We start from the raw sequence: 14,684 nt of genomic DNA on the forward strand, positions 1-14,684 counted from the left end.
TCCAATACCATCAACGTGCGCTTTCCCCGCATTTTTTGATCGGGCGTGCCCTGACTTTGAAAGCTAAGCAGACGTCATCCGAAGCCCCCTCCGGGGGCTACGAGTGACCGCCGACTTCGTCACCAGTATTTAGCGCTCCACGGCCTGGGCGCTATCGGGCCAAGGAAGAAACCATCGCTGTAACAAGCGCTCCAGATCATCCACATACGTGAACGCGACCGGCACGACCAGCAGACTTAAAGCGGTTGACGTTACCAATCCACCAATCACCGCGATGGCCATAGGCTGACGGAAGCTGGCATCCGCTCCCAGCCCCAATGCAATGGGCAGCATGCCCGCGATCATTGCCAAGGTCGTCATAACAATGGGCCGGACACGTTTGTGACATGCATTAACCAACGCATCGAAAACGGACAGGCGTTGCTGGTGAATGCCCATCACGGCGTACTCTACTAGGAGGATAGAGTTTTTGGTCACAATGCCCATCAACATCACAAGACCTATCATGGACGGTAGGCTTAGCATGCCTCGGGTCACGAGCAGTGCGACAAAGGCCCCACCCACTGAAAGCGGAATGGCGAAGAGAATGGTCAGTGGCTGGAAGAAGTCACGGAAAAGAAGCACCAGCACGCAGTACACGCAGAACACCCCGATGACAATGGCCATGCCGAACCCACCCATCAGCTCAGCCATGATTTCCGCATCGCCGGTTTCGATCAGCTTGACGCTGGTGGGCATAGCCTGGATCGCGGGTAAAGCTTTAGCCAGGGTCAGCGCTTGCCCTAACGGCATGCCCCCTAGGTCTGCACTGACGGTGGCGTACCTGCGGCGGTCATAACGGTCAATCTGCGTAGGGCCACTCTCTACCGTCAGGCTGGCAACACTGGATAAGGGGATCAAGCCATCGCGACCACGAACCCGAAGATTAGCTATCGTTTCAAGGTCTTGTCTTGAGGCATCTGGAATTCGCACCTGAATCGCTACCTGACGGTTGTCCAAGTTTAGCTTGGCCATTTTTGCGTCAAAGTCCCCATTGGTTGCAATGCGAACCGTCTCACCAATGGTTGATGTAGTAACACCACGTTCCGCTGCCTGCTGAGCGTCGGGGCGTACGATGATCTCGGGGCGCTCCAGACTTGCCGTGGAGGTGATGTTGGCAAGACCCGGGACATTGCGCAGTTGCCGCTCCAGCGCCTGCGCTGTAGTTTTCAGCGCTGCTTTATCGTCACTGGAGAGAATCAGCGAGAGTTTCTCCCCCAGACCACCCGAGCCGATTGAAAAGCGGGCTCCGGGTACATCGCGCAGCGCGACGCGTACCTGAGTTTCGATCTCAACCTGGGCTGGGCGCGTGCCGCGAGGAGAAAGTACCATCGTCATGGTCGCCCTGCGTAATTCTGCCGCCTGTGTCTGGCCGCGTCCGGCAGGTTGGGCGACCCCCACGGTGGTCATTACATGCTCGATGCCGGGAATATGTTGGATTGCACGACTCACCGCCCCCGTCGTCGCTCGGGTCGCCTCCAAGCTGCTGCCAGGGGGCAACTCAATATTGATATTGCTATAGCCCTTGTCGGAGGCCGGCATCAGACCTGTCTCAAGCAGTGGCACAACCGCGATCGAAGCAGTGAATATGAGGACCGTACCCAACAGCGTGAGGCGCCTATGGGTAAGACACCATTTCACTGCGCTGAGGTAGCGTGTCATCAGCACGCCGTCCTTGGCCTCAATATGACCGCTATGGGTCTTGAGCAGATAGGCTGCCATCATTGGGGTCAGCACCCTGGCAACCAGCAATGAGGAGAGGACCGCCACCACCGCTGTCCAGCCGAACTGCTTGAAAAATAGTCCCGGTATGCCACTCATCATGGCGGTGGGTAAAAACACCACGACAAGGGTCATGGTGGTCGCCATAACCGCCAAGGCAATTTCGGTTACAGCATCACCGGCGGCCTGTTTGATCGGTTTGCCCATACGACTGTGACGCTCGATATTCTCAATCTCGACAATAGCGTCGTCCACCAAAATACCCACGATTACTGCCAATGCGAGCAGGGTCAGGGTATTGAGCGAGTAGCCAAGCCAGCTCATGACCAGGAACGTTGGCAGGATAGACAAGGGCAAGGCTGAAGCAGAAATCAAGGTTGCACGCCAGTCGCGCAGGAACCACCACACCACCAGCACGGCCAGTAGCGCGCCCTCGTAGAGCATGTGCATCGATCCTTCGTACTGCTCGCGCGTATAGTCGACGGTTCCGCAGACCTTGGTAAAACTCAGGCTTGGATCGGTGCCGTGAAGCTTGTCGAGTGCGTCGGCCACACCGGCCGCCACTCGAGTCTCATCGAAATCCTTGGCACGGAATATCCTGAATCCGACCACGGGTTTGCCGTCCAGGGTGGCGATCTGAGTCCGGTCCGCGTAGCCATCCTTAACCATCGCGACCTGGTCCAGGTTGACGCGTCGCCCACTGTCCAGCACTACCGGCAGGCTGTTCAGTTCGGCAGTCGTACGCACAGTCGCAATGGTGCGCACCGCCTGTTCAGTGCCCCCCACCTGCCCTCTTCCGCCAGACGACTCTTGCTCAACCGTTTTCAACGCCCGTGATACATCCGCAGCTGTTGCCCCCATCGCAGCCAAGCTTGCCGGATCCACCTCTACCAATACTTGACGCTGGACACCACCGACCCGCTCGAACTTGCCGATACCGGGCACCCCCAGAATAGTCTTGTTAATGGTGTCATCCACAAACCAGGACAGGGCCTCTTCGTCCATTCGCGAAGACGCCACGGCGTAGAGCAAGGTCGCCTCATCACCACCCACCCGCACCGCACTTATAGAGGGCTGCTCCAAGTCGCTAGGCAGATCGGAACGCACTTTATCCACTGCGTCTTTGGTTTCAATCAGGGCATCGGAGAGTTTCTTTTCCAGGATGAACTCAACGTTAATCGTGACCAGCCCGTCGACGATGGAGGTGCTGATGTGTTTGATACCTGACAACGTCGCCAGGGAATTCTCGACCTTACGTGCAACCTCGGTTTCCATTTGAGCTGGCGCAGCGCCAGGTTGCGTCAAAGCGATAACGACCGTTGGGAGATCAATGTCCGGCATGTTGGCAATTGGCAAGGCACGAAAGCCAAGGATCCCGGCCAAGGAAAGCAGGATAAAAAGCAGGATGGACGGAATAGGATTACGGATAGACCACGTGGCAAAGTTCATCATTCACTCCTGGGCCGCAACCGGCGCTGCGGTAACGTGGACCCGATCACCGTCGTTCAAGAAGCCAGCGCCTTGCACGACGACTTTGTCTGTAACACCAAGCCCTACAAGGATTTCCACCTCGGCGTTTTGTCGACGCCCCACGATCACTGGCTGCATACCGATGCGGTCACCCTCGAGCAGTTTGGGCACATAGCTGCGACCATCGCGGATCACTACGCTTGCAGCCGGTACCACCAGAGCGGAGCTTTCAGCGACGACGACCCTCCCTCTTGGATACATGCCAGCTCTTGCCAGGCTGCCGGGTTCAATATCCGCATAGACAATACCGAGCCTGGTCTGGCTATCCAGGCTGGGCGCCAGCTCGCGCACTACCGCTACGGCTGAGGTACCGTCAGGCAATACCAGGCTGATACGCTGGCCGGGTTTGACTTGGGATAGCTGCACAGCTGTCAGTTCACCATGCCATTCCAGGCGACTTTGGCGAATCATTCGAAATAGCTCTTGTCCCGTCCCATACACCGCACCCACCGTTGCACTACGGGCGCTGATAACGCCATCATCCGGGGCGATCACTTTGGCGTACCGTATTTGCAAAAGCGTTCCTCGCAGCAATGCCTTCGCAACACCGGCCTGGGTCACATACTGGAGCACGTCCTGCTCACTCATGCCGCCAGTACCCTTGAGCTGCAAAGCGCGCTGGCTATTGGCTTGGGCCTGTTGCCAGGACGCCCTTAGCCGTGACTCGTCGGCACCCAACAGGTCGGCATTGAAAGTCGCCAGCAATTGCCCGCGCTTCACGTGGTCCCCCACGTTCACGAGCATTTCAGCCAATCTCAAGCCAGATACCTGGGAACCGATGATCGCCTCCTCCCATGGGGCAATAACCCCGCTGGCCTCAAGCGTTGCAGGCCACTGCACCAGCGTTGCTGTGGTGGTAGTCACAGCCATCGCGACGGCAGGCTGCATGGGCGCCTGCGTGGCGTTGGAGTGAGCGGTGAAGAACAGGACACCGCCGACCATCGCCCCAATGCATAGAGCAACGACACTGACTGACCTGCGGCCGAGACGGCCCGAAGCAAAAAACAAGTTATTCATGGGCTGTGTTGTCCGGAATTAGGGCGATTGCTCCGCCGGTGGCTTTGACTAGGGATATCCAGGCCTGAGCCTGGTCGCGACGCGCAGAAATCTGCGCATCCTGTGCCGAGGCGAACTGGCGGCGACTGTCTTCGAGTTCGAACAGGCTGACAGCGCCAACCTTCCACTGAGCATCGGAAGCCAGCAGTGTGGTGCGAGCAGCGATCACACCTTCTCGGGTCGATGCACCCCGTGATTCGGCCGATGCCTGAGCAGCAATAGCGTTTTCCACGTCCTGAACGGTAGTGCGCAACGTGCCTTGCAAACTGGCTACTGCACGCCTGTAGCGAGCGTCAGCGACTTTCACATTCGCAGCGCCTGCACCACCATCGAACAGAGTGCCGGTCAGGCTGGGGCCTATGGACCACGTGTTGAAATCAAGACTGGAGCCTGCGGCGCGGATCCATTGACCGGTCAATGCTGCCGTCAGATCGATACGCGGCAGGCGGTTTGCGCGAGCAACAGCGATATCTGCCCAGGCAGCGGCGACTTCACGCTCAGCCGAGATAACATCCGGGTGTTGCACCAACACCGTTGCAGGCATTGCAGGTACCGCCGCCGGCGCTCGTGGCATGAACACGGGCGCCGCATCAGGCGTTGACGGAGCAACACCTACCAATGTCTTAACCCTGCTAGAACTCTGGCCGCTGAGGGCCACCAAAGCGTTCACCTGGCGAGCGCACTGTTCTTGCTGAGTCGCCAGATTGGTGCGGGACGTCGCAAGGCCCGTGAGTATGCGAGCTTCGTCAACCGCAGCGGCAAAGCCGCTTTGCAGGCGTCGTCGAGTCAGGGCGAGGGTTCTTTCCCGTGAAACGATGTCCTCGACCAGCACACGCCGACTGTTTTCGCAGGCACGCAGAGTCAGCACATCGTTCGCGATATCGGCTACCAGGGTCAGTCGCGTTGATGCGGCATCAGCCGTGCGAGCATCAAGGCGGTTCTGAGAAGCTTCAACCGACTCCCGAACCCGCCCGAAAAGATCAATCTCCCAACTGAAGCTCGGCCCAACCGAAGCCGAGGTGCTAAGTACAGTCGTGCTGGAAGAAAAAGGAGATGTGTTCTGGCTTTGCTCCCGCGTCAAGCTCGCACTCGCACCAATGGTGGGCAGCGTATCTGCGGTAGTCACTCCCAGCGTCCCACGGGCTTCGTCGATACGCATAAGCGCTTGAAGCAACGTTGGGTTATCAGCGAGCGCCTTATCGATCAACTCGTCGACAGCATCATCACCGAGCTTCCGCCACCAGGGCTTTGCCGCCAGTGAAGGCTGATTGTCCTCGGGCGCCGACGCCCCAGACCAACCGGAGGGCGTGGCCTGGGTCGGCTTGGTATAGGCCGGTTGCAACGAACAACCACCAGATGCCAACAGCGATGCAGCGAATGCATACATCGCCAGCCGCCTGCAGCACACCCACGCGTACCCGTTACGCTTGGCACGACTGGCGTCACGTTTGATTTTTGAAGTCATCTCAGATAACCGAAAATAAAGCACGTTAAGACCTTAACGGCAGACGCAAAGCCTTAAGCTGGCGCGTCGAGAATCAAGTCGATTCATCGTGCGCGGCAGCAACTTATTCTTTACCGTCAAAGCAGCCCCGGCGTTTTTGGTGTGCCTCACTGCGACAGTGAAAAGCTTCGCCAGCCTCCCAATAAGCCCTAGTGCGAAACCACAATGTCGGAGATCGGGTAGCGCCACCTCTCTTCGATCCGTGCATCATCCGCGCGATACCCAAGGGCGATCACGAGAGGAATCACCGCCCCCCGTGGGAGATCGAGAAGTTTGGCGACCTGCGACGCGGAAAACCCTTCCATCGGGCAGGAGTCGATGCCTTTGGCCGCCGCGCCAAGCATGATTGTTTGAGCAGCGAAGATCGCATTGCGTGCTGCCCATTGACGACCGCCGGTGTGCCCAATAGGGATCAGCGATAAGGTGGGGCGGATAAGTGCGGCAAGAGACACCAGCGGTGACCAGAATGCCGAAGATCCGATGCCCAGGATTTTCTGGAACATGCCTACTTGCTTGCGATAGTAAGCCTTCGAGTCGGGGCCCAGTGTCGCCGAGCTTTCTACATGAGCGAGTTGTGCTTTGGCGGTTCGCAGGCCCATCGCGGGGCTGGCCACTACGACAACAAAGTCTGCCGCTGTCGCCGCCGCTTTCTGCCCATTGCAGGCCGCAGCGACCTTAGCTTTCAAGGCCGGCTCTCGAATCCAATGCAGCTCGTACGGCTGCATGTTCCCGCTGGAAGGTGCAAAAGCAGCTTCAGCAAGCAATGCATACACGTCACCTTCGGGAATCGTCGTCGAGTTGAATTTACGAATGGCCCTGCGGAAACGGTTCGCTGCTTGAAAGCCGTCCCAAGGAAGTACCGGGTGATGTGTATTCATGATTGAGTTGCTCTCGGTGGGTTAAGAACGTTGTGTTTCCTCAACTCAAATCGTAAGTTAAAGCTTATATTTTAAAAACTCGCGTTCTGGAGCTTCCCATGAGCAAAAGCCGAACGACCGTAACCCCCCGTAAAATCCCGGCCCAGGCACGCTCCCGCGCAACTGTCGAAGCGATTATCCAAGCGGCGACTTACATTTTGACCAAGGTCGGCTGGGAAGGCCTGACGACCAATGCAATTGCAGAGCGCGCGGGCGTCAATATTGGTTCGCTCTATCAGTTTTTTCCGAACAAAGAGGCGGTTATCGCAGAGTTACAGCGACGTCATGCCGCTGCAACGCGAACCGATTTGCTTAATGCGTTGGAAGTTTTGCCAGGACAACCGTCTCTTCGAGAGGCGCTCACAATGATCGTGGAAATGATCGTCGCGGAGCATCGCATCGCGCCTGCGCTTCATAAGGCGATTCATGAAGAGCTGCCCCGCACCGTTCGCCAGGAAGAACATGAAAAAGATCATATGCAGCGACAGTTTTCAGACGTCCTGAGACCTTTCATGAAGAATGTTCCCGATCCGGATCTTTCGATCTATCTGATGGGCATCGCTGCGCATGCGATCATCCATACCGTGACGGCTGATCGGCCACAATTACTGGGGGATCAGCGCTTTATTACTGAGGTTGTCACCCTGCTTGAAAACTATCTCTACAGACAAGCGGCAGACGGCACTTGATAAAATCAAGCCCGCCCGATCCGGCGCTCAAATCAGTCGTAGCGTCGATGGAGCACGGCAGGCAGTTGCCTCGCTTTGCCTTTAAGCGCGGCGGGATTGCCAACCGTACTCATGGGTATCCACGTCTCAATCGGCACTGAAATCAATCACTACCCGAGAAGGTACATCACCATGTTCAAGGCGCTCGAACACTTGGTTAATGGCCGACAAGGGTTGCAACTCAATATCGGCCTTGACCTTGCCCTCAGCGGCAAATGCCAGGGCCTCGGCCATGTCCTGACGATTGCCCACAAACGAGCCTCGCACGGTAATGCAGTTGGCCACCACCTCGAACAACGCCATGGGGAATTCGCCAGGCGGCAGGCCCACCAGTACGCAGGTGCCCAGTTTGCGGGTCATCGCAACCCCCTGCTTGAACGCGCCGAGCGACGGCGCGGTAATCAGCACGCCATGGCCGCCACCCTGGGTCGCGGCTATCACAGCGGCCACCGGGTCTGCGCCTTTGGCGTTCACAACGGCGTCTGCACCCAGCTGAGTCGCATGGGCCAGCTTTCGCTCGTCGATGTCCACGGCACACACCCGCAGCCCCATGGCCTTGGCATACTGCACCGCCAGATGGCCCAAACCGCCAATTCCGGAAATGACGATCCACTGGCCGGGCCGCACATCCGCTTCCTTGATGCCTTTGTAGGTCGTCACCCCCGCGCAAATGATCGGTGCCGCCTCGCACGGCGCCAGGCCGGCGGGGATGTGTGCGACATATTCAGGGTCGGCCAGGATGTACTCGGCAAAGCCGCCGTTGCGTGTGTAGCCACCAAACTCCGCCTTGGCGCAAACGGTCTCCCAGGCTTGCAGGCAGTATTCGCAATGACCGCAGGCCGAGTAAAGCCACGGCACGCCGACGCGTTCGCCCTTCTGTACGGCAGTGACGCCCTCGCCCAATGCCACGACGATGCCGATTCCTTCGTGCCCAGGGGTAAACGGCAGCGTGGGCTTGAGCGGCCAATCGCCCTTCGCCGCATGCAGGTCGGTGTGGCACACCCCGCAGGCTTCCACTTTAATCAGGATCATCCCTGGCCCCGGTACCGGGATGTCCAGGTGACGCATCACCAAGGGTTGTCCAAACGCCTCGACCACGGCGGCCAACATTTTGTTGTTCATCACGCGTCCCTCTTGCAGATGGTGTTCGCTGGCCGGGCGGATGCCTGGCCAATCTGGAAAATCCATTAACCCAATCCCCTGACGGCCTCGATCATTTTGACCAGGACAGCCTGCGCATCGCCGTACACCATGTTGCAGTTCTCAGCGTAGAACAGTTGGTTCTGGATACCGGCATAACCCTTGCCCTCCCCGCGCTTGACCACATACACATGATGCGCCTTATCGACATCCAGGATCGGCATGCCATAGATCGGTGACGCTTTGTCCGTGCGCGCGGCCGGGTTCACCACATCGTTGGCACCGATCACCAGCACCATATCCGTGCTGGGGAAGTCGGTGTTGATGTCGTCCAACTGGAAAATCAGGTCGTAGGGCACTCCCGCCTCTGCCAGTAACACGTCCATCTGCCCCGGCATACGCCCCGCCACCGGATGCACCGCGAAGCGCACCAGCACGCCGTGCGCCTGCAACAACTTGACGAATTCATAGAGCTTTTGCTGGCCCTGTGCGACGGCCAGGCCATAACCCGGCACGATGATGACGGTATTGGCATAACGCATGGCCACGCCCGCATCACTCGCGGCGCTCGGCTTGAGTTCACCGATGATCGCAGCCCCTTTGCGTGTGGGCTGGTCGCCGAAACGCGCGAACAGCACATGGGCCACCGAGCGATTCATGGCTTTGGCCATCAGCAGGGTCAGCAGCACCCCTGCGGCCCCCACCAGCATGCCGGCAATCATCATGGCCGGAACCTGCAACACAAAACCCTCAAGGCCGACGGCCAGGCCGGTGAAGGCGTTATAGATGGAGATCACCACGGGCATGTCGGCACCGCCGATGGGCAACGTCATCAACACGCCGAACAGCAACGCACAGCCGAAAAACACCGCGATCAACCCCAGCAGCTGACCTGATGCGCCGTCTGCCGCATGCAGGGCGATCATTAGCCAGGCTCCGGCACCGAGGGTCACCAGCATCAGCAACGCGTTGATCAGTTGCAGGCCGTTCAGGCGCAAGGGTTTGTTCAGGCGCCCGTCCAATTTGGCCCAGGCAATCAAGGAGCCCGATAACGACACCGCGCCGATTAACGCGCCCAACAAGGTGCCGGCCAGTGCCGTCAGTTCGACCACCCGTCCGCCGAACAGCTCCATGGCGGCAATCGCGGCGGCGGCACCACCGCCCATGCCGTTGTACAACGCGACCATCTGCGGCATGGCGGTCATGGCCGCTTTACGCCCGCTCCACCAAGCGGCACCACCGCCCAGCAACAAGGCCAGCAGCGCCAGGCTGACGTTGACCGGCAGGTGCGGTTTTGCCGCCTCACTCACAGTCAAGATGTACAGAAAGCTCACGATGACCGCCGCGCCCATTCCCCACCCGGCGACGTGAATGCCGCCGGACGCAGTCACGGGCGAAGACATCCGCCACAACCCAAAGATCAACAAAAAAGCCGCGAGCACATACACCAGCCCTATCAGCCATTGCGATGTCATGATCAGCATGATGGAACCTCAGGCCTTCTCAGGCTTTCTGGTGGTGGAGTGATGGGCTTTACGCCGTTTGGGTTCTGGCGCGCTGGGTTGGAACATCGCGAGCATCCGGCCCGTGACGGCATACCCGCCCGCCGCATTCCCCGCCCCCAGCAACACCGCGACAAACCCCGCCACCTGCTCGGGCACCGTAGCCGCATCGAGTAGCCCGATCAGACCGCCGATCACCACAATGCCGTGGATGAAATTCGAGCCTGACATCAACGGTGTGTGCAGAATCGCCGGAACCCGGCCGATGATGACCCAGCCGGCAAACGCGGCGAGCATGAAGATATAAAGTCCGAGCAAACCGACGCTGTTCATGAAGCCGTCTCCAAGGCAGGCACCAGCTTACCGGCGTGGGTGAGTGCCGTTTGTGCGAGGATCTGATCGTCCCAATCGATGCTGATGACGTTGTTTTTCAAGATCAGCGCCAACAGGTTGAACTGGTTTTTCGCATACAGCAGGCTGGCGTCCTGGCTCAAGAATGAGGGCAGGTTCAACGGCGCCAACAGCGTGACCTGGCCGATCATGACCGTCTGCCCGGGGACGCAGCCTTCGCAATTACCACCGCCTTCGGCGCCCAGGTCGACAATCACGGCGCCAGGTTTCATCCCCGCAAGCTGTGCGGCGCTGACCAGGCGCGGTGACGGCCGGCCCGGCACCGCCGCAGTAGTGACGACCAGGTCCGCCTGTTGAAGGTGCTCGGTGAGCACCTTCGCCACCTGATCTTTCTCTGCGTCGTTCAACTCCCGCGCATACCCGCCTTTGCCGCGCGCATCGACCCCCACATCGACAAAAGTCGCGCCCAGGGACCTGGCCTGTTCAGCGGTTTCCGGGCGCACATCGTACCCCTCGACCACCGCGCCCAGCCGGTGCGCGGTCGCGATGGCTTCCAGCCCCGCCACACCCAACCCCATGACCAACACCCGCGCAGGCCCGACAATGCCTGCGGCGGTGGTGACCTTCGGCAGGATGCGAGACATGTGCACCGAGCCCAGTTGCACGGCGTAGTAGCCGGACAGCGCCGATTGACTGGAGAGCGCATCCATCGACTGGGCGCGCGTGGTGCGCGGCAGGCGCTCCATCGCAAAACACGTGACGTGGCGCTCCAGCAAGCGCTCCACCAGGGCCGGGTTCTTCTGTGCATACACAAAGCACATGAGCACCGAGCCCGGTTTCATCTTGCCGACCACCTCCAGGGACGGCGGCTGCACGGCCAGTACTACATCGGCCTCGTGCAGCCAGTGTCCGTTGCCGGACACAAATACCGTATCCGGGTAAGCGGCGTCAGGCAGAAAACTGGCCTCGCCCGCCCCCGCTTGCATATGCAGTTTTGCGCCCAAGGCAGACAACTTCGCACACAGGGCCGGCACCAGCGCCACTCGCCGCTCGTGCGCGTGGGTTTCCTTCATCACAGCCACATTGACGTACATCGCGCGCTCCTTTGAAGATGCCCGCGTCTGCACGGGCACTTGGGATGTGTACGGGATCAGGTGTCAGACCGGAGCCTGAGCCTTCACGTAACGCACGAGTTTTTTGTTGACGAACTGTTGGATGCCCATGTCGCCCAGCTCGCGGCCGTAGCCGGAATCCTTGATACCGCCAAAGGGCAGTTCGGCGTCGCTCCAACTGATGTTGTTGATGAACATCATGCCGGTCTCGATGCGACTTGCCACACGCCGCCCCCGCTCGACGTCGCGGGTAAACACCGAGCCGCCCAGGCCAAAGTCGGAATCGTTGGCCAATGTGATTGCGGCCTCTTCGTCCTTGACCCGGAAAAACAGCGCCACGGGGCCGAAGAACTCGTCGCGGAAAGCCGGGTTGTCAGGCGCAATATCAGTCAGGATGGTCGGGGTCATGAACGCACCGGCGCGATCGATGCGCCCGCCCCCCAGCACCACGCGGGCACCGTGAGCCGTTGCCGTCTGGACCTGACCGAGTAATTGCAATAACGCGGTCTCCGAGGACAGCGGGCCCAGGGTGGTGGTTTCCTCCATAGGGTCACCGGGCTTCAAGGCCGCAAGCCCAGCCTTGAATCCGTCCAGGAAGGCATCGGCCAATGACTCGACAACGATAAAGCGTTTGGCCGCGCAGCATGTTTGCCCGCAGTTATACATGCGCCCCCAAATCGCCCACTTGATCGCCAGGTCCAGGTCAGCGTCTTCCAGCACGATGAAGGCATCGCTGCCCCCCAGCTCCATCGAGGAAGGTTTCAGGTTCTGCCCCGCCCACGCGGCCAGGCTGCGGCCGGCGGCAACGCTGCCGGTCAGGGCCACCCCGCGCACACGCGGGTCATCCACCACCTGCCTGGATTGATCATGGGAAATCAGCAGGTTGGTATAAAGCCCGGCGGGCGCACCGGCTTCGAGCAGGATTTGCTCAAAGGCGATCGCACATTGAGGCACACAACCGGCATGTTTGATCACCAGCACGTTGCCTGCCATCAAGTGTGGGCCTGCAACCCGAGCCAACTGATAGAACGGAAAGTTCCACGGTTCGACGCCAAACACCACGCCGATGGGACTGCTTTCCATGTGCGCGTCTCCCTGCGTCGGCTCAAGGGACTGCGGGGCCAGGAAGCGTTCGGCGTTGTTAGCGTAATACGCCATGATGTCGGCGCTGAACTTGACCTCACCCCTGGCCTCGTTAATGCGCTTGCCCATTTCCAGGGTGATCTTGCGGGCCAGCGCATCGCAGCGCTGATGCATCAATTCGCCGGCCTTCGCGATGATCGTCGCACGCTCGGCATACGTCTTGGTCTTCCACGTTCCGTAGCATTGCGCCGCCGTGGCCAGTTTGTGCTCCAGCTGCTCAGCCGTCAGGGTATCGAATTGTGCGAGCAACTCGCCGTTGTATGGATTGATCGTCGTATAAGCCATCACGGTTGCCTTCCAATGAGAGTGAGTCATTCAACGCGGACGGACAGTATTGAGCCGCAGCGCCCCTTCAAAACCAGGATTACGTTGGGCTTAATTCGGGCAGGTGACCAGCGTCGGAATCTACTCATGCCTCAGGCGTTCATCGTGCAGCGCAAGGCGCCCTGAAATTCGGAAAATACTTACATAGATCAATTAATACGCCTGGCAAACGGCCTAGGATGGGGCCGGAGGTACTGGGAAATCACATCTTGTCGGGAGGGTGAATCATGCAAGTGAACCAATCCATGTCGCATGGCGATGAGCAGTTGCACGGAGTTGATCAGATGAGCGACTCGATCGTTCACGTAGTGGACGAGGATGCGGTGTTGCGCCGCCACCTGGGCGCTGCATTAGCCTGCGAAGGTTATGGGGTGCGGCAGTACGCAAGTGCTGAAGAGTTTCTCGACAGCTACACCGGCGAGCCGCAGGGCTGCCTGATCATTGATAGCTGCCTTCCTGGCACCAGCGCAATTGAGCTGGTTGGCCGTCTCCGGGCGCAAGGTGACGATCTGCCGATTCTCATGATCAGTGGCAACAGCCGTGTGCCCGATGTCATTGCAGCGATGAGGGCCGGAGTGTGCGATTTCATTGAAAAGCCGGTTGCTTATCGGCAACTGATGACCAGCGTGGCAACCGCCTTGGCCGGTCAAACCCAAAAGAAGGGCGACAAGGCGTTACGCAGGGCCGCCATCGACCATATCAATCACCTGACAGCGCGCCAGCGCCAGATCCTGGGAATGGTCCTGGACGGTCATCCCAGCAAAAATATCGCGGTTGACTTGGGCATCAGCCAGCGAACGGTGGAAAAGCACAGAGCGTCGATCATGAGCAGGACTCACGCCAGGTCGATTCCAGAGCTCGCGCGCATTGCCCTTGCAGCCGGCGACGTCAGGCCGAATCACTGCGCGTTTGGCTAGCGGGGGCCACCACCAGATTATCGATCACTTTAAGCACTCCGGCAGTGCCGGAGGCCGTCAAGCGCGCCATCTCCCGTTCAGGCAGCGACCCGACAATGCCGTTTAACGTGACGTCACCACCCTCCACTCGCACATCGATACCATGGGCATCGATGATGGCCTTGCGTCGAAACGCGGACTCGATGTCGGTCTTGATGGTGTGTGCAGAGGCATGGGACTTGACGACGATGTCGTTGCTGACCCCCTTGATGCCCTGCAAATACCGCATGGCATAGCCGGCTGTCTGGCGCTGATGGTCGGAGTCAACTTCGCCACTGAGTTCCAGCCAACCGTCCTTCACGCTGACTTTGACACGGTGGTCTGCCAGTGAGGTGTTCGATTGCAATCCCGCCACCGCAGCCGCCATAAGATCACTGTCGGTGCGAACATGGCTGGAGGGCAGCAAGACATCGATTTCGTTGATCAGGTCCACCACGCCGGCGACATGGGCCACCGCCTGCTCGGCGTGCCAACGCTCGGCATGGCTGGCGACGTTACCGGAGAGCGTCACGATGCCGTCGGACACTTGAACCAGAATCTGGTCGGCTTTCAATGCCAGGTCCCAATTCAGTTCTTCCATCACCCGTTGTCTAAGCGTTTCATCGGTATTCATAAAATGCTCCACCTGTATTCCAAACATCTCGATCAGCCAAAGCGTAT

12 protein-coding genes are annotated in these 14,684 nt (G+C 59.2%); 2 read left to right on the forward strand and 10 right to left on the reverse strand.

Features of this window, described 5'->3' with window-relative positions; translation table 11 throughout:
- Positions 1-129: 129 nt before the first annotated feature.
- The 4 genes from ACHPFG_RS15520 to ACHPFG_RS15535 all read right to left on the reverse strand — a co-directional run bounded on the left by ACHPFG_RS15520 (position 130) and on the right by ACHPFG_RS15535 (position 6,729).
- Complete coding sequence (locus ACHPFG_RS15520) at positions 130-3,210, reverse strand: efflux RND transporter permease subunit (protein WP_431699681.1); 3,081 nt, start codon at positions 3,208-3,210, stop codon at positions 130-132.
- A 3-nt stretch (positions 3,211-3,213) separates the two neighbouring features.
- On the reverse strand, positions 3,214-4,308 hold the full coding sequence (locus tag ACHPFG_RS15525) for an efflux RND transporter periplasmic adaptor subunit (protein WP_431699682.1): 1,095 nt from the start codon (positions 4,306-4,308) through the stop codon (positions 3,214-3,216).
- Positions 4,301-5,734: an efflux transporter outer membrane subunit gene (locus ACHPFG_RS15530; protein WP_431699683.1), complete on the reverse strand. Its 1,434-nt coding sequence runs from the start codon at positions 5,732-5,734 to the stop codon at positions 4,301-4,303. The genes ACHPFG_RS15525 and ACHPFG_RS15530 overlap by 8 nt, the downstream gene beginning before the upstream one ends.
- A gap of 266 nt (positions 5,735-6,000) precedes the next feature.
- The gene (locus ACHPFG_RS15535; protein WP_431699684.1) at positions 6,001-6,729 is read right to left on the reverse strand and encodes a nitroreductase family protein; all 729 of its coding nucleotides are present in this window, start codon (positions 6,727-6,729) and stop codon (positions 6,001-6,003) included.
- A 98-nt stretch (positions 6,730-6,827) separates the two neighbouring features.
- Here ACHPFG_RS15535 and ACHPFG_RS15540 point away from each other — a divergent pair, with 98 nt between their 5' ends.
- Positions 6,828-7,457, forward strand: a complete 630-nt coding sequence (locus ACHPFG_RS15540) for a TetR/AcrR family transcriptional regulator (protein WP_431699685.1) — start codon at positions 6,828-6,830, stop codon at positions 7,455-7,457.
- A 126-nt stretch (positions 7,458-7,583) separates the two neighbouring features.
- Here ACHPFG_RS15540 and adhP read toward each other — a convergent pair whose 3' ends face one another.
- From adhP to ACHPFG_RS15565, 5 genes are all read right to left on the reverse strand, one after another.
- Complete coding sequence (adhP, locus tag ACHPFG_RS15545; RefSeq protein WP_431703479.1) at positions 7,584-8,618, reverse strand: alcohol dehydrogenase AdhP; 1,035 nt, start codon at positions 8,616-8,618, stop codon at positions 7,584-7,586.
- A 65-nt stretch (positions 8,619-8,683) separates the two neighbouring features.
- Positions 8,684-10,120: an NAD(P)(+) transhydrogenase (Re/Si-specific) subunit beta gene (locus ACHPFG_RS15550; RefSeq protein WP_431699687.1), complete on the reverse strand. Its 1,437-nt coding sequence runs from the start codon at positions 10,118-10,120 to the stop codon at positions 8,684-8,686.
- Positions 10,121-10,129: 9 nt separating this feature from the next.
- Positions 10,130-10,471 carry an NAD(P) transhydrogenase subunit alpha gene (locus ACHPFG_RS15555; RefSeq protein ID WP_090404200.1) on the reverse strand — a complete coding sequence of 114 codons (342 nt, stop codon included), beginning with the start codon at positions 10,469-10,471 and terminating at the stop codon, positions 10,130-10,132.
- Positions 10,468-11,583: an NAD(P) transhydrogenase subunit alpha gene (locus tag ACHPFG_RS15560; protein ID WP_431699688.1), complete on the reverse strand. Its 1,116-nt coding sequence runs from the start codon at positions 11,581-11,583 to the stop codon at positions 10,468-10,470. Before ACHPFG_RS15560 ends, ACHPFG_RS15555 begins: the two co-directional genes overlap by 4 nt.
- 63 nt (positions 11,584-11,646) lie before the next feature.
- Positions 11,647-13,029 carry an NAD-dependent succinate-semialdehyde dehydrogenase gene (locus tag ACHPFG_RS15565; protein WP_431699689.1) on the reverse strand — a complete coding sequence of 461 codons (1,383 nt, stop codon included), beginning with the start codon at positions 13,027-13,029 and terminating at the stop codon, positions 11,647-11,649.
- A 266-nt stretch (positions 13,030-13,295) separates the two neighbouring features.
- Between ACHPFG_RS15565 and ACHPFG_RS15570 the strand changes: the two genes are divergently transcribed.
- Positions 13,296-13,985, forward strand: a complete 690-nt coding sequence (locus tag ACHPFG_RS15570; RefSeq protein ID WP_431699690.1) for a response regulator transcription factor — start codon at positions 13,296-13,298, stop codon at positions 13,983-13,985.
- Here ACHPFG_RS15570 and ACHPFG_RS15575 read toward each other — a convergent pair.
- Complete coding sequence (locus ACHPFG_RS15575) at positions 13,957-14,637, reverse strand: BON domain-containing protein (RefSeq protein ID WP_431699691.1); 681 nt, start codon at positions 14,635-14,637, stop codon at positions 13,957-13,959. The two genes, ACHPFG_RS15570 and ACHPFG_RS15575, sit on opposite strands and share 29 nt — an antisense overlap.
- Between the last annotated feature and the right edge of the window lie 47 nt (positions 14,638-14,684).

The sequence above is a fragment of the Pseudomonas sp. BR20 genome (genome assembly GCF_050780135.1).
Lineage (GTDB): Bacteria > Pseudomonadota > Gammaproteobacteria > Pseudomonadales > Pseudomonadaceae > Aquipseudomonas.